The sequence below is a fragment of the Scandinavium sp. M-37 genome (assembly GCF_043558715.1).
Classification (GTDB): domain Bacteria; phylum Pseudomonadota; class Gammaproteobacteria; order Enterobacterales; family Enterobacteriaceae; genus Scandinavium; species Scandinavium vulneris_A.
Window position 1 is genome coordinate 82160 of record NZ_JBIGIN010000006.1, and the last position, 20063, is coordinate 102222.

Here is a 20063-nt window from a genome sequence, read left to right on the forward strand (position 1 = left end):
CTCTCTTAGCGCTGTGCGGCTACGGCGCGGCTGTTATCACGCAGGATTTGTGCGACCAGTTTGTCGGCGGCGGCCATCGGCGTGTTGTACACGTCGGTGGTAAAGCGCGGCTGGCTGACGGTTTTTTGCGGCAGCAGATGGCCATCGAGATCACGAATATCGACCTTCACATTCATCGACAGGCCAATACGCAGCGGGTGTTTTTGCATGTCGTGTTCGTCGAGCAAAATACGCACCGGCAGGCGCTGCACGATCTTTATCCAGTTCCCGCTGGCGTTCTGCGCTGGCAGCAGGGAAAACGCGCTCCCGGTGCCGATACCTAAGCTTTCGATGGTGCCGTGGTACTGCACGTCATCGCCGTAGAGGTCAGCATTCAGGGTCACTTTTTGCCCCAGACGCATATCCTGCATCTGGCTCTCTTTAAAGTTGGCGTCGACCCACACTTCCTTCAGCGGCACGATCGACAGCAGCGTGGTGCCTGAGGTGACGCGCATCCCGAGCTGCACCGCGCGTTTGGCGACATACCCGCTGACCGGCGCGACAATCGTGCTGCGGGCGTTATCCAGATAGCGCTGACGCAGCGTGGCGACGGCGGTTTTAATTTCCGGATGGCTGTCGATCACGGTGTCATCCACCATCGCCTGATTGGTTTTCAACGCCTGCTGCGCGGCGAGCAAATCGCTTTGCGCACTGGTCACTGCATCGCGGTAATGCGACAGGTCTTCCGCTGCGATGGCGCCGCTGGCGAAAATTTTCTGCCGACGGCGGTAGTCATTCTGCGCCGTTTGCAGGGCAACTTTTTTCGCATCGACCTGGGCACGGTAATTATCGGCGGTGCTGTATAAGCCACGCACTTGACGCACGGTGCTGGCGAGGTCAGCTTCGGCCTGCTGCAATGCGATTTCGGTATCGCTCGGGTCGAGCAGCACCAGCGGCTGGCCTTTCTGCACGTAATCGCCTTCGTCCACCGTCACCTGGGTCACGGTCCCGGCAATTTGCGGTGTGAGCGTGACCTGGTTGCCGTTGACGTAGGCATCGTCGGTGGATTCGTAATAGCGGGCATACAGCAGATACCAGGCAAGACAGCCCGCGGCGGCCAGCACCAGGATCAGCAATAAAATAGCGAAGTTACGTTTGCGTCGGCTTGGACGCTGAGTGGCTTCAGGAGCGGTGTTTTCCATAGTGTTCAGGGCCTTAAAACGGGAGCTTAGCGATGGGGCGCCGTGTATTCATCCGGCAGCATTTTGATAATAAGGGCTTGTAGTTGCTGGGATTCTTCAGCGGTCAGACGGGCGGTGAGTTCCGCCAGAATGGTGTTTAGCGCTTCATTCTGAAACGTATTGCACAGCGACTGTCCTTTCTCGGTCAGGGCCAGAATCACCTGGCGTTTGTCCTGCGCGTTGCGATGACGTTCGATAAGCCCACTCTTTACCATGCGCTCAACCATCCGGCTCATCGCGCCGGTATCCATCAGCAGGCTCTTGCAAATCTCCGCCGGGCTGGTATTGCCCTTATAGATATTAATCAACACTTTAAACTGTGGCGCGGTAATCCCCGCCCCGGAGAAATAATGCCCAATGAGCTGATCTTTAAACTGGTTGGTCAGATGAAAAAGTAAACCCAGATGCAGGTTTTTAGCGGGGGGTTGCGAATGCGTTGTCATGATAGCTGCCTGGTCAGTAATTAACTTTATGATTACTGCCAGGTCAATAATTGTCAAATAGTGTCAGCGTAAAGCACACGGATTGACAAACCGCTTGGCTGAGGAGGTTTGCGTCTATGCCCGCAAAAAATCCTGTCGATTGCACGGCACATTAACTTTTTTGCGGCGAGCTTTCCCGAATGAAAAATCAGCAAAGGTCATACCCGGTGGGGAGCGGTATTGTGATGGCTGATACTCATTGAATGTGTATGGTGTGTATGATCATTTAAGGCAGGCAGCGTGACCAGTGCGGAAGTGATTGTGATATTGAAAAAGCACGGCTGGATCCAGAAGCGTACAAAGGGAAGCCATCACCAATTCCATCATCCGGAACGCCCCGGGTTGGTAACCGTTCCGCATCCGAAAAAAAACATTAAACCCGGCACGCTGATGCAAATCTGACGGCAAGCCGGACTCAAAATCTAACGTATCAGGAGCAAATATGTTTTATCCGGCTTATATCCATTCTGATGCTGATGGCAGCGCCAGCGGTTTTTTCCCTGACGTTCCGGGCTGTTACTTTGCTGGTGATTCGCTTGATGACGCTTTCCAGGATGCAAGAAATGCATTGGTGGCGCACTTCGAAACGCTGTGTGAGATGCAAGAAGATATCCCGACGCCGGGCATTGTTGAGCATCATCTGGAAACCCGACCAGAGGATTTCAGCGGCGGGCAATGGCTACTGGTGGATATCAACATGCATCAATTCGATGGCCGTGCGGAGCGAATCAATATCACGCTCCCGCGTCGGCTGTTGGTCAAAATCGATGGATTTGTGCGCGAACACCCGCGCTTTAGCAACCGTAGTGCCTTTCTCGCCGAAGCCGCACGGCGTGTTCTGCTGGGGTGAACGGCACATCTCGTTGACCCGGCAAGCTCGCGCCGCCGGGCGGGAAGCCCTAACGTTTAAAGATAAAGTGCTGCCGTGGCTTTTAGGATATCGGCCCAGGAAAAGATATCATCCACCGTTTCCATCGGGTGGCGTGTTTCATTGTGCCCGGCAAACGGAAAAATCACCCCTCGTTGACCCAAATCCGCATTTCGCCTTCGCCGCGGTTGGCCCAGCTGAACCACGGAATAAAGGTCAGGGTGTGCGCCTGACGCGTGGCGGGCGAGCGGTCGTAATGCCAAAGCGGCTGCTGATCGGGCTGGGCGGCGGTGTGCTTATAGCCTTCGGCCTGAATGAGCACCTTGTGCGCGAACAACCCTTTGCCTTCAAAGGCGTTAAAGGTTGCCGACTCGGGCAGCCACAGGTTATGCAGCTCTTCGCCGTTATCCGCCTGTTCAAGGCAGTACACCAACGGTCCGCGCTGTATCGCCACTTTCCCGGCGACGTGGCGCACTAACGGATTGCCATACACCCGACGTACCGGCATCGGCAAGGTGAGCGTCAGGGTGTCGCCTTCCTGCCAGCGGCGGTTGATATGCAGATACCCTTTGCGGACATCCTTCGCTACCGGCACGCCGTTGAGCGTCACCTGTGGGGCATTGCACCAGTCTGGCAGACGCAGCGCCAGGGTGTGCTGCACCGGCTGCGCGGAGTCGATGGCGATCGTGACTTTTTCCTGCCACGGGAAGTTACCGCTGATACGCAGGCGCAGCGTCTCATTGCCGACGGCAATCTCTGCGCTGTTGCCGACATACAGGTTGATGTACAGCGCGTCCTCACGTGGGGTGTAGATATAGTGCCCGAGGGAGGTCAGCACCCGGGCAATGTTCGGCGGGCAGCAGGCGCAGCCGAACCAGCGCTGACGCACCGGTTTGACGTGATCGTATATATGATTGAAGTTCAGCGATTTAGGATGCACTTCCAGCGGATTGACGTAGAAGAAGTGTTTGCCATCCAGCGCCATCCCGCCGAGCACGGTGTTGTACAGTGCGCGCTCCATTACGTCGGCGTACTGGCTGTCGGCTTCCATCTCTAGCATTCGGCGGGCGAACATCATCAGGCCAATCGAGGCGCAGCTTTCGGCATACACCGTGTCGTTCGGTAAGTCGTAATCGCTACTGAAGGCTTCGCCGCTGCTCTGGGAACCGATCCCGCCGGTGATATACAGCTGACGCTGAGCCATGTTGCTCCACAGGCGCAGGCAGTCCTGACGCTTGGCTTCGTCCTGGCTGAGGCGCGCCAGATGGGCCACGCCGGTCATCAGGTAGACGAAACGCACCGCGTGGCCGATGGCGCTTTGCTGTTCAGCCAGCGGCTGATGCGCCTGGCTGTAGGCTTTATCCTGCACCATCCATGCCGGGCCATAGGTATTCCAGTACGAGGTTTTTCCCCGTTTTTCATATTCGATATCGTAGAAATGCGGCTGCGTTCCCCGCTGTTCGACGAAGAAGTTCACCAGTTCGCGGTAGCGCGGTTCCTGCGTCACCTCGAACAAGCGCATTAACGCCAGCTCGATTTCCGGATGGCCGGGGTAACCGCGCAGTTGCGACTCGCCGGGGCCAAACACGCTGTCGATGTGGTCGGCAAGTTTGCAGACCACCTCCAGCAAACGGCGTTTGCCGGTGGCCTGGAAGAACGCCACGCCTGCTTCAATCATGTGCCCGGCGCAATACAATTCATGGCATTCCGCCAGATTGGTCCAGCGCGCCTGGGGGGCTTTGACGGTGAAATAGGTGTTGAGATAGCCGTCGTCGCACTGGGCGGCGGCCACCAGTTCAATCACCTCATCGGCGGTTTTTTCAAGCGCCGGGTCCGGCTTTTGGCACAGCGACCACGCCACGGCTTCCAGCCATTTCGCCACGTCGCTGTCCTGGAAAACCATGCCGTAAAACTCACCCTCTGACAGCCCAGCGGCGATACGGAAATTTTCGATAGCGTGGCTCGGGTCCGCTTGTGCGATCCTGTCGTTCAGCGCGTCCCACTGATAGGGAATAACCACATCACGAACCAGTTGCTGATACTGCCCAAGAAATGGATCGTTGACTTTGAGCTTGTGTAAATCGACTTCCATCACAGACATAACGGTCTCCTTAAGACTGAACATGGCGCACGCGTAAATCGCTGGCGATGCGCGACATCATTGGGTTATTGAGTTTGCAGGTACGCAGGGTGAAGGCCAGCAGCAGGTGGAACACGGCGGGCAGCAGCGTTTCCATCGCGGTCATGCCGTGCAGCGAGGCCGCCGTCTGGTTGCCGATGCCGGGCTGATAGGCCACTAAGATAAACACCAGGCTGACAATCCCGGCGCTGGAGGCCCAGGCGAGCTTGATGAAAAAGAGGTTAAACGCGAAGTTCATGCCTGAGGAACGCACCCCGTTTTTCCACTCGCCGTAATCGTCGGCGAAGGCCATCAGGCCGAAGTGCAGCGGCAGCGTAAAGCCCAGGATGATGCCGTTGCCAAGGATGACAACCAGCCACAGCGTCTGCCACGCAGGGCCAACGGGCAGGAACCACATCGCCACCGCCAGTGCGGCTAAAACCAGATTGGTGTAATAGTAAAGTTTGACGGTATCGACGCGTTTGGTCAGCGGATTGACGAGGATCGAACCTAAAATTGAAGCGAAGGTCACCATGGTGAAGAACAGCGAAGTGTACGCCGTGCTGCCTTGTAATACGTAGGTGATGAAGTACATATAGCCCCCGCCGCGAATGTTAAAGACGTTAATCAGCAGGAAGGACATCACCAGCATCAGCAGTAGCTGGTCGTTTTTCCGCAGCCCGGCGATGTGCTGGCGTAGGGTAAATTTGCCCAGCGCGTCCAGCGGCACCCGCTCGCGTACCCAGAAGAAGCAGCACAGGAACATCACCACCGCCACGCCGCATAGAATGCTGACGCCCATTTGCCAGCCGTGCGCCACGTCGCCTTTACCGAATACGGAGACCAACCACGGTAGCCCGACGGAGACTAAAAACCCCGCCACGCCACACAGCACAAAGCGCCAGGATTGGCAGCCCAGCACTTCCGTATGGCGCGTAGTCATGGTGTTAATTAGCGCACAGTAGGGTACGTTGATGGCGGTGTAGCTGATGGACAGCAGCAGATAGGTGCCGAATGCCCAAACGATTTTCATGCTCATGCTGACGTCGGGGACGGTAAAGGTCAGGACGCCGATAATGCCGATCGGCAGCGCAATCCACAGCTGCCAGGGGCGAAAGCGTCCCCAGCGGCTTTGGGTTCGGTCGGCGATCACTCCCATAATCGGGTCAGAAATCGCATCGAACACGCGCAGGGCGATAAACAACGTGCCGACCAGCGCCGGGGTCAGACCGAAAACGTCGGTATAGAAAAAGGTCAGAAAGTTCATGATAAGGCAGGTGATCACCGTCCCGCCGGCGTCGCCCAGCCCGTAACCGATTTTCTCCCGCAGCGACAGCGCGTCGTTAATGGACTGCTGGGCGAGTTCGGCTTGTGTAATCGGAGCAGAAGTCATCGAAAACTCCTCACGTAAGTCAGGGGGTATGACCCGCTTTTTCGCGGGCTTCGGATGTGATGTGCAAGGTACATCCTCAATTCTGCCCGGAATTGCCCGCGCAACAAGGGAAGGGAAAAGTATAAAAAGGTGAGGATTCCGACCTGATGTGCAAACTGTGATCGCTGTCCGGTGATGGCGCTATTTATGGTTAATAATCAATGCTAAAGGTGAATTTTTATCTTTCAGTAAGCGGAAAAACACATATCCATGCTCGAATTATCCATAGCTTTTCCGATTCGCGTACAAAACGGTGGTCTGTTCATTTCCCGCGGGGTGGGCAGCCATCCGGCGCGTAGACTCACCTCCTGGGAACTGGTTTTTGTCGAACGTGGCGAGCTAAAGATTCGTGAGGAAGGGCAGCTGTTTAGGGTGCAGGCAGGTGATAGCCTGCTGCTGCGCCCGGGGTGTCAGCACGTTGGCGAGGGCCAGTTTCCGGGCGATTTGAAATTTTACTGGCTGCATTTTGACTGGCTGGAAAGCGCGGCAGACTCGGCCCTGCGCCAGACGTTACTCAGTATTCCCCAGCACACGAGCGTGAGCCATCCGCAGTACATTATTGCCCTGTTCCGCCAGTTCCTGAGCGAGCAGGAGAACGTGCATCGCAGCATTGCGCTGGAGTGCATTTTGCTACTGATCCTCCAGCAGCTTTCGGCGGCGGGCGTAGAGGAAAGCGTGGGTGACAGCCCCGGCGTGGCGCTGGCGTGGAAGGCGCAACAGAGTATCCGCACCCAGTTTCATCTGCCGCTTTCAACCTCAACGCTTGCCAAAGAGCTGCATTGCAATGCGGACTACCTCGGTCGCGTATATCGGCGCACGTTTCGCCTGACGCTGACCGAGTCGCTTCATCGTCAACGGGTGATGGCGGCCGAGAAGCTGTTGATCAGTGATTCGCTGTCGTTAACCGAAGTGGCGGCACGCTGTGGATTCAACGACGCCGGCTATTTCCGACAAATCTTCCGCAAACACACCGGGCTCACACCCGCGGCGTGGAAGCGTCGCTATTGCAAAGAGCATATTAATTCCGGCTAGGAATTTTCAGTACCCGCCGGGCTTAGCATCCACTTTCACGCCAGGCATTTTCTATTTCTTCAGCGAGGATTTTAACGCCCGCTTCGATTTTCTCCGGATCCGGCACATAGTTCATACGCATACACTGATGCGTGTGCGGCCAGGGTTTATCGAGTCCCGGGAAGAAGAAATCGCCCGGCACCATCAGCACGCCGCGTTTTTTCAGGCGCTGATAAAGAATTTCGGTGGTGATCGGCAAATCCTTAAACCACAGCCAGAGGAAAATTGCCCCTTCTGGTTTGTGAATAAGGCAGCGTTCTTCGGGTAAATAGCGGCGAATAGTGGCGATCGTCTCCTGCACGCGTTGGTAATAGAACGGTTTAATCACCGTTTCAGACAGGCGCAGCAGGTCTTTACGTTTGATCATCTCGCACATCATCGCTGGGCCAATTCCCCCAGGAGAGAGGCTAATAATGCCGTTCATATTGCTTATCGCGCTGATGATTTTCTCATTGGCGATGATAATGCCGCAGCGGCTGCCAGGCAGGCCGAGCTTCGACAGGCTCATGCACAGCACGATATTCGGGTTCCACAGCGGGCGCGCTTCGCTGAAGATAATCCCCGGGAACGGCACGCCGTAGGCATTATCAATCACCAGCGGGATACCGTGCTGATTAGCCAGTACGTCGAGCTTCATCAGCTCTTCGTCGGTGATAACGTTACCCGTCGGGTTGGTCGGCCGCGAAACGCAGATCATCCCGGTTTCGTCGGTGACGCGCAGGTGTTCGAAATCAACGTGGTATTTGAACTGGCCTTCCGGCAGCAACTCGATGTTTGGCCGGGCCGAGACAAACAGGTCTTCTTCGAGGCCGGAATCGGCATAGCCGATGTATTCCGGGGTCAGCGGGAACAGCACCTTACGGGTGGTCCCGTCGGCACGGCGACCAGCGAAGAGGTTGAACAAGTAGAAAAACGCGCTTTGACTGCCGTTTGTCAGTGCAATGTTCTGTGGTCCAATATCCCAACCCAGCTCGTCGCGCAGCATGTTCGCCAGCTCTGCCAGCAGCTCGGTTTTACCCTGCGGGCCGTCATAATTGCACAGCGCCTCAGTGGCTTTACCGCTTTCCAGCATATCCGCCAGCAGCTGGTGGAAATAGTCGTTCATCTGCGGGATTTGCGCCGGGTTGCCGCCGCCGAGCATGATGGCGCCTGGCGTACGCAGGCCATCGTTGAGATCTTCCATCAGGCGGGTGATACCGGAATGACGGGTGAATTTGTCGCCGAAAAGTGAAAAAGTCATATGCAGGTGTTCTGTCGGTCTTACTGGTTAGGGGCTCACCATAACCCCTGCGCCAGCGAGGTGCAAACCGGGCAAGGGTTGCACCTTTGGTTCCTTCTTCTGCTGATGTCTCATATCACGGATGATTACTCTGTTTTAGGCCTCAGGGCTTTCCTGCCCACACCACCATCACTTTGTCATCGCCCTGCTCGCGCATGAAGCCGTAACCCCGCGGCATTGAAAGCGTGGTTTGCTTGCCCGCACCAATCGCCGGGTGACGGGCGCGGAACTGGCCGAGTTTCTGCCAGTGGGCGACGGTCGCGGCCTCTTTGCCGACGACGTCTTGCCAGTTCATGTCCGAACGCGTGCCCTGTAACGGGTCAGACCCGGTCGGGCCGAACGGACGCGCCGACTCATCGCCGTAGAATATCTGCACCGCACCGGGGGCCAGCAACAATAGCTCTGCGGCCTCGCTGCCGCCCTCGCGGAACAGCCGGGTATCATGCGATGAGAGATAGCTCAGCACGTTGAAGTTTTGCAGCTTGTCGGCCATCTGTTGCCAGGTGAGGTCGATATTCGCCAGGCAATCCACCGCTTTCGCCGCCTGATCCTGATAATCGAAGTTAATCATCGCATCGAAGCCATTCTGGTAATACGTACTCTTTAGCACGCCGTGGCCCCAGGCTTCGCCGGTCATCCAGAAGGGACCGTTATCCGGCGACTTGCCCGGATTGGCTCTCTTCCATTGCGCCAGCGCCTCGGTGGCCTCGGTTTTCAACTGTTGCCAGGCCGGAAGCTCAACGTGTTTGGCGGTATCAATGCGAAAACCGTCGATGCCATAATCGCGCACCCACTGGCTCAGCCAATGGGTCAGATAATCGCGTGGCGTAAAGCCTGCAATCGCTTTAGCTGCGGTATCCGACTTGTGTTGATAGAACATCGGCAGGCCAGACGCTTCCTTCGATTCGGTTTTGAGGTCCGGCAGGAAAGCCAGCGACAGGGTTAAATCGTCAAAGCCGGGATTGTCGTAGTCGCCGATATCGGTGCGGATCCACTTTTTGCCCCACCAGTTGTCCCACGCGGGTTTATCGCTGAAGTTGATGTAGTCATTAAAGCTGTGCCAGCTCTGGCCGGGGCCGGGTTTCCAGTCGGTCCAGTGCTCGCCCAAGGTTTTTTTCAGCTCCTCACCCTGTAAATACAGTGCACCAAACTGGTACTGCTGCATGTCAGCCAGGGTGGAGTAGCCGGTGTGGTTCATCACCACGTCAAACAGAATACGGATCCCGCGTTTGTGCGCTTCGTCCACCAGATGGCGCAGGTCGTCCTCGTTGCCCATGTTGGCATCAAGTTTCGTCCAGTCCTGCGGGTAATAGCCGTGATAGGCGTAGTGCGGGAAGTCACCTTTGGTGCCGCCGCCGACCCAGCCATGAATTTGCTCCAGCGGGGAGCTTATCCACAGCGCATTCACCCCGAGTTGCTGCAAATAATCGAGCTTGCTGGCAAGTCCCTGCAAATCTCCGCCGTGAAAAGTGCCTATCTCCTGCAATCCGTCTTGGTGACGACCGTAACTGTTATCGTTGGCGGGATCTCCATTCACATAGCGATCGGTCAGCACAAAGTAGACGGTGGCATTGTGCCAGTTAAAGGCGGCGGGCGAGTCTGACTGCGCATTTTCCAGCAGCAAAAGGCCGTTGCTGTCAGGGGATGGTTGCAGGGTGATTTTCCCGCCGCTTACCGACGTGGTCTGGCCGCTGTAAAAGTCACGGACTTTGCTGCCTTCGGTAAAAACTTTGCTGACATCCATCGTTAGTGGTTTACCGTCCCAACGCGGACACTGGCGGGTCTCGACCTTTGCCGACGGCGTGGCGGTACTTTCCACGCTCAGCATCAGCGTCGGCGTGCCGGAGCGGGTATCGACGGTTAGGGTGTATTCCCCGTCACGATACAGTCGCCACTGCGGGGCCGCGCCCTGACAGGGTTCCAGCGACAACATCTCATTGAGTTTGATAGCCGAGGCGGGCTGCCAGCACTGCTGGTCAAGATTTAACGTCAGCGGGCGAGTACCCTTCGTCAGCGTTTTCTGACTGACAAATTTTCCGCTGCCTTGCGCGTTGAAGGCAGGAAAATCCGGCGCGGTCCAGGCCGCCAGGGTAATTTCGGGCAGCAGAAGCAATATCAGAGCGGCACGTTTCATTCCGTTCACCAGAGTCGATTTTTGTACATTTTGCCAGCAGAGCCCATCCGGTCCCTCATCCCTGAACCACATTCAAGGGGAGGATGGCGCAGGGTGAGTGATCGGCTTCAAATCAGAAAAGGAATTTCTGCGATTAAGCCAGCAATTTCAGGCTTATGAGCCGAAAGGGAGCGGTTTATGCGTGACATTGTTTCGGAATTGGATTATTTCTTTGGGTGCGTCCACACGGTATTTTTGCTATGATTCGCGATTCATTTCGCAGTTATGTGGATAAAACAACGTGTTGGAATGATTTTTTCCGACCAGGAGACCTAATGATATCGACTCCCATTCGACGATATGGGGCCGCGATACTCATGTTACTCACCTGTGTATTTTCAGGTAGCGTGCTGGCAAAGACGCACACAGCAACAACGAGTCACAAAGCCCCAATAATAAAGGCAAGCAGTAGTAGTAAGGTTAGCAGTAAACAAGAGTATTCTCGCAATAGTGCAAAGAGTAGTTCACTTCCTGATTTGCGAAAATACCCTTCCGGAACACCTCGTAAAAAAGCGTTTCTCCGGACCGTAATGCCTTATATTACCAGCCAAAATGCGGCAATCACCGCCGATCGTAACTGGCTTGTTTCCAAGCAGTACGATGGTCGTTGGTCGCCGTCTGAACGCGCGCGCATGAAAAAAATTACTCAGCGCTACAAAATCAGGTGGACCGGGAACACGCGTAAAATTCCGTGGAACTCGCTGCTTGAGCGTGTGGATATTATTCCTGGCAGCATGGTGGCAACCATGGCCGCAGCAGAAAGCGGTTGGGGCACGTCCAAACTGGCGCGCAACAACAACAACCTGTTCGGCATGAAATGTGGTTCGGGCAAATGTCCTGTGGGGAGTGGCAAGGTGAAAGGCTACTCTCACTTTGACTCGGTCAAAGAGTCTGTGGATGCCTATGTGGTGAACCTGAACACGCATCCGGCTTATAAGTCATTCCGTAAGTCCCGTGCGCAGCTGCGTAAAACGGACCAGGAAGTCACGGCCAGTGCGATGATCCACAAGCTGAAAGGCTATTCGACTCGTGGGTCGAGCTATAACAACTTCCTGTTCAGTATGTACCAGGATAACCAGCGTCTGATTGCCGCCCATATGTAATGGCAATCTGTCAGCTAAGAAACGCCTTCCATCGGAAGGCGTTTTTGTTTTTAAGTTTTTAATTTCTAAATCAACGTTTCACCAAAGCGTTCCCGATATTCTTTCGGCGTGGCGTCGTACTCTTTTTTAAATACCGAGTAAAAATATTGCAGCGAAGGATAGCCGCACATCTGCGAAATCTCGTTTATGGATAATGAGGTGGAAACCAGCAGGCTGCGGGCCTTTTCCAGTTTCTCACTGTGAATGACCGCGTGAATGGTTTCCCCCACTTCCTCTTTAAAGCGTTTCTCCAGATTCGAACGCGAAATCCCTACCGCATCCAGCACCTGTTCCACTTTAATGCCCTTGCAGGCGTTATTGCGGATGTAGTGCATCGCCTGAATGACCGCCGGGTCGTCGAGCGATCGGTAATCCGTCGAGCGGCGTTCCACCACGCGCACCGGGGGAACCAGCAGACGTTGCAGCGGCAGGCTTTCGTTATCAAGCAGGCGGTGTAACAGCTTGGCGGCCTGATAGCCCATTTGACGCGTCCCCTGCGCCACAGACGACAGCGCCACGCGTGACAGATAGCGCGTCAACTCTTCGTTATCGATGCCAATCACACACAGCTTCTCGGGCACCGGAATGTGCAAATGTTCGCAGGCCTGCAAGATGTGGCGTGCCCTGGCATCGGTCACGGCGATAATCCCGGTTTGCGGCGGCAGCGTTTGCAGCCAGTCCGCCAGCCTGTTCTGCGCATGCTGCCAGTTTTCCGGGGCGGTTTCCTGGCCCTGATACACTACGCCACGGTATTTCTCTTTCGCCACTATCTGGCAAAACGCATGCTCACGCTCCATCGCCCAGCGTTTACCGCTTGAGGAGGGCAGTCCGTAAAAGGCAAAACGGTGGACGCCTTTTTCCTTCAGGTGCAAAAACGCGGTTTCCACCAGAGCATGGTTATCGGTGGCAATATAGTGCACCGCGGGATATTGCTCCGGGCGGTGGTAAGAGCCGCCCACGCCGACGATTGGCACCTCCACATCGCCGAGCAGGGCTTCGATGGTCGGGTCGTCAAAGTCGGCAATCACGCCGTCACCGAGCCACTCTTTGATGTTTTCAGTGCGGGCGCGAAAATCCTCTTCGATAAAGATGTCCCATTCCGACTGCGACGCCTGCAAATACTCGCCCACGCCTTCCACGACCTGACGGTCATAGGCTTTGTTGGCGTTGAATAACAGCGTGACGCGGTGGCGCTTTTCAAACATGTTTTGCTTTCCTGAAGAGACAAGAATGGCGATACCCGAAGGCACCGCCATCGTAGCGGAAACTGCCGCGATCAGGCCCGCCGCTTAGTGGCTGAATCCATCCACACCGCCAGCAGCAAAATGGCACCCTTAACGATATATTGCCAGAAAGTCGGCACGTCCATCATGCTCATTCCGTTATCCAGCGCCGACATGATAAACGCGCCCATTACCGCACCCGCCACGCTTCCCACGCCGCCTGCGAGGCTGGTGCCACCAATCACACAGGCGGCAATGGCGTCGAGTTCGGCGATATTCCCCGCAGAAGGCGACCCGGCCCCAAGACGCGAGCTTAAAATTAATCCTGCGATAGCCACCATCAGGCCGTTAATAGCGAACACCGCAAGCTTCGTGCGTTCCACGTTAATGCCCGACAGGCGGGCGGCTTCCAGGTTGCCGCCGATAGCGTAAATGCGCCGACCAAATGCGGTGCGGGTAGCCATAAACATGCCAGCCAGCAACAGCAGGGCGAGGATCAGCACCGGCGTTGGCACCCCGCGATAGTCGTTCAGCATCCAGATAGCGCCCAGCGCAATCACGGCGGTGATCGCCTGACGTCCCACCACGCGCGTGGAGGCCGGGTTACTTAGCCCAAGCGCCTGACGACGCAGTCGGCCGCGCCATTGCCAGGAGACAGAGGCCATCAGCCCTACTACGCCGATGATGAAGCCAATACCGTCCGGCAGATAGCTCTGACCGATTTGCGACATTGCCGGGCTAGTCGGCGAGACGGTAGTGCCGTTGGTGATGCCAATCAGAATGCCACGAAACGCCAGCATCCCGGCGAGGGTCACGATAAACGAAGGCACTTTGCGATACGCCACCCACCAACCGTTCCATGCCCCTAACACCAGGCCCAGCGCCAGCGTGACCACGATGGTCAACGGTAAAGGCCAGCCGAGCCAGACATCGAAAATTGCCGCCACGCCGCCGAGCAGGCCCATCATCGAGCCAACCGACAGGTCAATTTCTGCCGAGATAATCACAAACACCATGCCCACCGCCAGAATGCCGGTGATGGCGGTTTGGCGCAGCAGGTTGGAGACGTTACGTGCGCTGAGGTACGAGCCGTCAGTGGTCCAGGTGAAGAACAGCATGATGACGACGATCGCGGCAATCATCACAAACACCTGCAAATTGAGATTTTTAAGCCCGGCGAAGGCGACAGGCGCCCGCGCCTCGAGCTTCAGTTCAGACGGCGTGTTTTTCGACATGACGTTCACTCCTCAGAGCCGCTTCCATTACCTGTTCCTGGGTCAGTTGATCATTGACCAGGTTCGCTTTCAGTTTGCCTTCGTGCATCACCAGCACGCGGTCGCTCAGACCGAGCACTTCCGGCAGTTCGGAAGAGATGACGATCACCGCAATGCCCTGCTGCACCAGTTGATTAATCAGTTTGTAGATTTCGTATTTCGCGCCGATATCAATCCCGCGCGTCGGTTCATCGAGGATCAGAATGCGTGGATTGAGTAGCAGGCAGCGGGCCAGAATCGCCTTCTGCTGGTTACCGCCGCTGAGCCTGCCGATCGCCAGCTCGGGCGAAGAGGTTTTTACTTTCAGGCGTGAAAGAGATTGCAGAATGCAGTTCTGCTCTGCGGCCTCATCCAGCGCGCTGAGCGGACCGGAAAACTGGTCCAGCGCGGCGAGGGTGATGTTTTTCCCGACCGCCATCACCGGCACGATACCGTCTCTCTTCCTGTCTTCCGGCACCATCGCGATGCCGTGAGCAATCGCCTGCTGGCAGTTCTCAATGTTCACCGCCTGACCGTCGATAAATACCCGGCCTTCCCAACGTCCGCGCCAGACGCCAAACAGACACTGCACCGCTTCGGTTCGTCCGGCCCCGACCAGCCCGGCGATACCGAGTATTTCCCCGCGCCGCAGGGAAAAGGAGAGGTTATCCACCCGCCGGATATGACGATTAACCGGATGCCAGGCGGTAAGGTTTTCCACCCGCAGGATTTCTTCTCCGGGCGTATGGGGTTCGTTCGGGTACAGCGCGGTCAGCTCGCGACCGACCATCATGGTAATGATGTCGTCTTCGCTCATCCCGCTGGCGTCGCGGGTGCCGATGTGTTGCCCATCGCGGATAACACAAATGGTGTCCGAGATAGTTTTCACTTCGTTAAGCTTGTGGGAGATATAAATACCGGCAATGCCGTGGTTTTGCAGGTCACGAATAATATTCAGCAGCACCGCCGTTTCTTGTTCGGTGAGCGACGCTGTCGGTTCGTCCAGAATAAGCAGACGTACCTGTTTGTTCAGCGCCTTGGCTATTTCGACCAGCTGCTGTTGTCCCAGCCCTAAATCGCCTACCCGAGTATCGGGCGAAATGGCAAGGCTGACCTGGGCGAGCAATTTCTCGCAGCGCAGGGTCATCTGGTCGTAATCGAGAATGCCGTGGCGGGAGATTTCCGCCCCGAGGAATATGTTTTCCAGTACCGTCAGATGCTTCACCAGCGCTAGCTCCTGGTGAATAATGGCGATGCCCCGGCGCTCAGTGTCGCGAATATGCGCCGCCTGGAGCGGTTCACCGGCAAACACAATTTCGCCCTCAAAGCTGCCGTGGGGGTAAATGCCGCACAGCACTTTCATCAGCGTCGATTTCCCCGATCCGTTTTCCCCGCACAGGGATACCACTTCCCCGGCGTTAAGGCGCAGGCTGACATTATCGACAGCTTTTACCGCGCCAAAGGCTTTGGTAATGCTCTTCATTTCAAGTAGATAAGGCATAGCGACTCCGTGTAGCGTTCCACGTAGAAGGGAAATGCCCCTCGAGAGAGGGGCGCGCGGAATTACAGTTCGCTCTTCTTGTGGAAGCCGTCTTTAATCACGGTGTCGTCGATGTTGGTTTTATTGACTTCAATTGGCGTTAACAGGCGTGCAGGCACGTCTTTCAGGCCATTATTGAGCGTCGCGTCAGATTTAGGCTGCTGCCCGTTGCCCAGTTCCACGGCAATTTCAGCGGCGGTGGTGGCGAGCTGGGTGATGGGTTTATACACGGTCATGGTCTGGGTGCCGGCGATAATGCGTTTCACCCCTGCGAGGTCAGCATCCTGGCCGGAAATGGCAACTTTGCCCGCCAGACCCTGAGCGCTCAGCGCCTGAATTGCCCCCCCGGCGGTGGCATCGTTTGACGCCACCACGGCATCAATTTTGTTGTTATTGGCGGTGAGCGCGTTCTCCATAATCTTCAGCGCATTTTCCGGCAGCCAACCGTCGGCCCACTGATCGCCCACGACCTTAATTTTACCGTCGTCGATATACGGTTTTAAGACTTTCATCTGACCAGCACGGAACAGCTTGGCGTTGTTATCCACCGGTGAGCCGCCCATCAGGAAGTAATTCCCGGTCGGCACTTTAGCAACCAGGCTTTGGGCCTGCATTTCACCGACTTTTTCATTATCAAAAGAAATATAAAAATCAATATCGGCGTTATTAATCATACGGTCATACGCCAGCACTTTTATGCCTTCCTGTTTGGCTTCTTTAATGACGTTGCTGAGCACCTGACCGTTGTAAGGAATAATAACCAACACATCGACGCCGCGGTTGATCATATTTTCAATCTGCGACATTTGCGTTTCTTCGTTACCGTTGGCCGACTGCACAAATACTTTTGCGCCTAATGATTCGGCCTTATTCACAAATATATCGCGATCCTTTTGCCAACGTTCCAGACGCAGGTCGTCGATAGCCATCCCGATTTTCACTTCTTTGGCGATGCCTGCAAAGCTTGTCAGCAGCAGCGAGGCACAGAGCGTGAGGCAGAGGTTCTTTATCTTTATCTTCATCATCGTAGGGCCTTTTCTGGGTATAGAGGGTGTTGAGATTGGCGATAAAAGAAACAGATACGACGGATACGCAGCAAATTTTTAGCACGGGAGGGATTTATGGCAATTATAGATTTTTATCTTCTGGTTACGATATTTGGTTTATTTTCTGATTTATGACCGCGATCTGATTTTAAATCGTTTCAGCTATTTGTTGCATTGATGTCTGGAAGCAAGGCCGAAAAAAGAGCCAACAGGGGAAATATTTTGCGAGCCAGCGCACGTTTGTGGATTCTCTTAATCTCAGTGTGAAATAACGTAATTGAGCAACCGCCAAACAGGTAACAGTATTAACCCACAACCTGGTATTCGCCGCGTCTAATGGAGTTCAATTATGCAAGCTTATTTCGACCAACTCGACAGGGTCCGCTATGAAGGCCCGAAAACGCAAAACCCGCTGGCTTTCCGCCACTACAACCCTGATGAGCTGGTGCTCGGCAAGCGCATGGAAGACCACCTGCGGTTTGCGGCGTGCTACTGGCATACCTTCTGCTGGAACGGCGCAGACATGTTCGGCGTGGGCGCGTTTGACCGTCCATGGCAGCAGCCTGGCGAAGCGCTGGCGCTGGCCAAACGTAAAGCCGATGTGGCCTTCGAGTTCTTCCACAAGCTGAACGTGCCGTACTACTGCTTCCACGACGTTGATGTTTCCCCGGAAGGCGCGTCGCTGAAAGAGTACCTGAATAACTTTGCTCAGATGGTCGACGTGCTGGCGGAAAAACAGCAACAGACCGGCGTTAAGCTGCTGTGGGGCACGGCGAACTGCTTCACTAACCCGCGCTACGGCGCAGGTGCAGCCACCAATCCGGACCCGGAAGTGTTCAGTTGGGCCGCCACACAGGTGGTGACCGCGATGAACGCGACCCATCAGCTCGGCGGTGAAAACTACGTGCTGTGGGGGGGCCGCGAAGGCTATGAAACGCTGCTCAACACCGACCTGCGTCAGGAGCGCGAGCAGATTGGCCGCTTCATGCAGATGGTGGTCGAGCACAAACACAAAATCGGTTTCCGCGGCACGCTGCTTATCGAGCCAAAACCGCAGGAGCCCACCAAGCATCAGTACGATTACGATGCGGCTACCGTGTACGGCTTCCTCAAGCAGTTCGGTCTGGAAAAAGAGATCAAACTGAACATTGAAGCGAACCACGCCACCCTGGCGGGCCACTCGTTCCACCACGAAATTGCCACCGCCATTGCGCTGGGCCTGTTCGGTTCTGTCGATGCTAACCGCGGCGACGCGCAGCTCGGCTGGGATACCGATCAGTTCCCGAACAGCGTGGAAGAAAACGCACTGGTGATGTATGAAATTATCAAGGCGGGTGGCTTCACCACCGGCGGCCTGAACTTCGATGCCAAAGTGCGCCGTCAGAGCACCGATAAATATGACCTGTTCTACGGTCACATCGGCGCAATGGACACCATGGCTCTGTCACTGAAAGTGGCGGCGCGCATGATTGAAGACGGCGAGCTGGATAAACGCGTGGCGCGTCGCTATGCGGGCTGGAATGGTGAACTGGGCCAGCAGATCCTCAAAGGCCAGATGTCACTCACCGACATTGCGAAGTACGCTGAACAGCATAGCCTGTCTCCGCAGCATCAGAGCGGGCATCAGGAGCAGCTGGAAAATCTGGTTAATCATTACCTGTTCGACAAGTAAGCTCGTTACAGCCTGAAGCCCGGTACGCCTTGCGTCGCCGGGCATGTTTAATTAAGGAATCGTCACTATGTATATCGGGATCGATCTTGGCACTTCCGGCGTCAAAGCTATTTTGCTCAGCGAGCAGGGCGACGTGCTGGCCTCGCACACCGAGAAACTGACCGTCTCGCGCCCGCATCCGCTTTGGTCCGAGCAGGATCCTGAGAGCTGGTGGCGGGCAACGGACAGCGCGATGAAAGCGTTGGGTGCGCAGCATTCGCTGGCAGGGGTGAAGGCGCTAGGGATTGCCGGGCAGATGCATGGGGCGACACTGCTTGATAAACAGCAGCGCGTTCTGCGGCCCGCCATTCTCTGGAACGATGGGCGCTGTGGCGAAGAGTGTGTCCTGCTCGAAGCATCGGTGCCTCGCTCGCGGGAAATCACCGGGAACCTGATGATGCCCGGCTTTACCGCGCCAAAGTTACTGTGGGTAAAACGCCACGAGCCTGAGGTGTTTGCGCAGGTCGATAAGGTGTTGTTACCGAAAGATTATCTGCGTCTGCGCATGACCGGCGAGTTCGCCAGCGACATGTCCGACGCGGCGGGCACAATGTGGATGGACGTGGCGAAGCGCGACTGGAGCGATGAAATGCTTCAGGCCTGTGGGCTGAGCCGCGACAACATGCCCGCACTGTTCGAAGGCTGTGATATCACGGGCACTTTACTGGCATCTGTTGCACAGGCATGGAATATGCCCGCGATACCGGTGGTGGCGGGCGGCGGTGATAACGCCGCGGGTGCGGTCGGCGTTGGCATGGCCGAGGCCGGGCAGGCGATGCTGTCGCTCGGGACTTCCGGGGTTTACTTCGCCGTCAGCAATGGCTTTCTCAGCAAACCTGAAAGCGCGGTACACAGTTTCTGTCATGCGCTGCCGGGCCGCTGGCATTTGATGTCGGTGATGCTCAGTGCGGCTTCGTGCCTCGACTGGGCGGCGAAGCTGACGGGCCTGGGCGACGTGCCCGCGCTATTGGCAGCCGCGCAAACGGCGGATAAAAATGCTGACCCGATAGGGTTCCTGCCGTATTTATCCGGGGAACGTACGCCGCACAATAATCCGAATGCCAAAGGCGTGTTCTTTGGCCTGACGCACCAGCATGGCCCGGCGGAGCTGGCGCTGTCGGTGCTCGAAGGCGTCGGGTTTGCGCTGGCAGACGGCATGGACGTGGTACATGGCTGCGGGATTACGCCTGAAAGCGTGACCCTGATTGGCGGCGGGGCACGAAGCGCGTACTGGCGTCAGATGTTGGCGGATATCAGCGGCATGGCGCTGGACTATCGTACCGGCGGTGACGTCGGCCCGGCACTCGGCGCGGCGCGGCTGGCGCAGTTGGCAATGCACCCCGGTAAACCTGTTGCGGACCTGCTCCCACAGCTGGCGCTGGAGCAGACGCATCAGCCAGATGCGGCGAAAAATGCGGCCTATGCCCCACGGCGTGAAACCTTCCGCCAGCTTTATCAGCAGCTCAAACCGCTGATGTCCTGAATGAACGGTTAGCTGTCCTTT

Annotated in this window: 16 protein-coding genes; 6 read left to right on the plus strand and 10 right to left on the minus strand. The window is 56.1% G+C overall.

The genetic code is table 11. The features are described 5' to 3' along the window. Window positions 1-5: 5 nt before the first annotated feature. Window positions 6-1181: an efflux RND transporter periplasmic adaptor subunit gene (locus ACG0Z5_RS06745; protein WP_394446235.1), complete on the minus strand. Its 1176-nt coding sequence runs from the start codon at window positions 1179-1181 to the stop codon at window positions 6-8. 26 nt (window positions 1182-1207) lie between these two features. Then, complete coding sequence (locus ACG0Z5_RS06750) at window positions 1208-1663, minus strand: MarR family transcriptional regulator (RefSeq protein ID WP_394446236.1); 456 nt, start codon at window positions 1661-1663, stop codon at window positions 1208-1210. A 279-nt stretch (window positions 1664-1942) separates the two neighbouring features. On the opposite strand from ACG0Z5_RS06750, the gene ACG0Z5_RS06755 reads away from it, so the two are divergent. Next, the gene (locus ACG0Z5_RS06755; protein WP_394446237.1) at window positions 1943-2104 is read left to right on the plus strand and encodes a type II toxin-antitoxin system HicA family toxin; all 162 of its coding nucleotides are present in this window, start codon (window positions 1943-1945) and stop codon (window positions 2102-2104) included. A gap of 40 nt (window positions 2105-2144) precedes the next feature. Beyond that, a complete protein-coding gene (locus ACG0Z5_RS06760; protein ID WP_394446238.1) occupies window positions 2145-2552 on the plus strand; it encodes a type II toxin-antitoxin system HicB family antitoxin in 408 nt (135 codons plus the stop codon). 163 nt (window positions 2553-2715) lie between these two features. Here ACG0Z5_RS06760 and ACG0Z5_RS06765 read toward each other — a convergent pair whose 3' ends face one another. Then, window positions 2716-4671, minus strand: coding sequence for a glycoside hydrolase family 127 protein (locus ACG0Z5_RS06765; RefSeq protein WP_394446239.1), 1956 nt, complete (start codon window positions 4669-4671; stop codon window positions 2716-2718). Between the two features lie 10 nt (window positions 4672-4681). Further along, window positions 4682-6082: an MFS transporter gene (locus ACG0Z5_RS06770; protein WP_394446240.1), complete on the minus strand. Its 1401-nt coding sequence runs from the start codon at window positions 6080-6082 to the stop codon at window positions 4682-4684. 249 nt (window positions 6083-6331) lie between these two features. On the opposite strand from ACG0Z5_RS06770, the gene ACG0Z5_RS06775 reads away from it, so the two are divergent. Then, a complete protein-coding gene (locus tag ACG0Z5_RS06775) occupies window positions 6332-7153 on the plus strand; it encodes a helix-turn-helix domain-containing protein (RefSeq protein ID WP_394446241.1) in 822 nt (273 codons plus the stop codon). A 22-nt stretch (window positions 7154-7175) separates the two neighbouring features. Here the strand turns inward: ACG0Z5_RS06775 and avtA are convergent, their stop codons facing one another. Both avtA and ACG0Z5_RS06785 read right to left on the minus strand, forming a co-directional pair. Beyond that, complete coding sequence (avtA, locus tag ACG0Z5_RS06780) at window positions 7176-8432, minus strand: valine--pyruvate transaminase (protein WP_394446242.1); 1257 nt, start codon at window positions 8430-8432, stop codon at window positions 7176-7178. A 142-nt stretch (window positions 8433-8574) separates the two neighbouring features. After that, complete coding sequence (locus ACG0Z5_RS06785) at window positions 8575-10605, minus strand: alpha-amylase (RefSeq protein WP_394446243.1); 2031 nt, start codon at window positions 10603-10605, stop codon at window positions 8575-8577. A 314-nt stretch (window positions 10606-10919) separates the two neighbouring features. Between ACG0Z5_RS06785 and ACG0Z5_RS06790 the strand changes: the two genes are divergently transcribed. Further along, entirely contained in the window at window positions 10920-11747 is an 828-nt protein-coding gene (locus tag ACG0Z5_RS06790) for a protein bax (RefSeq protein ID WP_394446244.1), read from the plus strand. 65 nt (window positions 11748-11812) lie between these two features. On the opposite strand, the gene xylR is transcribed toward ACG0Z5_RS06790, so the two are convergent. The 4 genes from xylR to xylF form a co-directional block, all read right to left on the minus strand. Next, the gene (xylR, locus tag ACG0Z5_RS06795; protein WP_394446245.1) at window positions 11813-12991 is read right to left on the minus strand and encodes a D-xylose utilization transcriptional activator XylR; all 1179 of its coding nucleotides are present in this window, start codon (window positions 12989-12991) and stop codon (window positions 11813-11815) included. Window positions 12992-13062: 71 nt separating this feature from the next. Then, window positions 13063-14244: a xylose ABC transporter permease XylH gene (xylH, locus tag ACG0Z5_RS06800; RefSeq protein WP_394446246.1), complete on the minus strand. Its 1182-nt coding sequence runs from the start codon at window positions 14242-14244 to the stop codon at window positions 13063-13065. Beyond that, complete coding sequence (locus ACG0Z5_RS06805; RefSeq protein ID WP_394446247.1) at window positions 14222-15763, minus strand: xylose ABC transporter ATP-binding protein; 1542 nt, start codon at window positions 15761-15763, stop codon at window positions 14222-14224. Before ACG0Z5_RS06805 ends, xylH begins: the two co-directional genes overlap by 23 nt. A 62-nt stretch (window positions 15764-15825) precedes the next feature. After that, window positions 15826-16818 carry a D-xylose ABC transporter substrate-binding protein gene (gene xylF, locus ACG0Z5_RS06810; RefSeq protein WP_394446304.1) on the minus strand — a complete coding sequence of 331 codons (993 nt, stop codon included), beginning with the start codon at window positions 16816-16818 and terminating at the stop codon, window positions 15826-15828. Window positions 16819-17197: 379 nt separating this feature from the next. Between xylF and xylA the strand changes: the two genes are divergently transcribed. Together xylA and xylB are read left to right on the plus strand one after the other, a co-directional pair. After that, window positions 17198-18520 (plus strand): xylose isomerase, encoded by a 1323-nt coding sequence (gene xylA, locus ACG0Z5_RS06815; RefSeq protein ID WP_394446248.1) that lies wholly within the window; start codon window positions 17198-17200, stop codon window positions 18518-18520. A 67-nt stretch (window positions 18521-18587) separates the two neighbouring features. After that, entirely contained in the window at window positions 18588-20042 is a 1455-nt protein-coding gene (gene xylB / locus ACG0Z5_RS06820; RefSeq protein ID WP_394446249.1) for a xylulokinase, read from the plus strand. The last annotated feature ends 21 nt before the right edge of the window (window positions 20043-20063 follow it).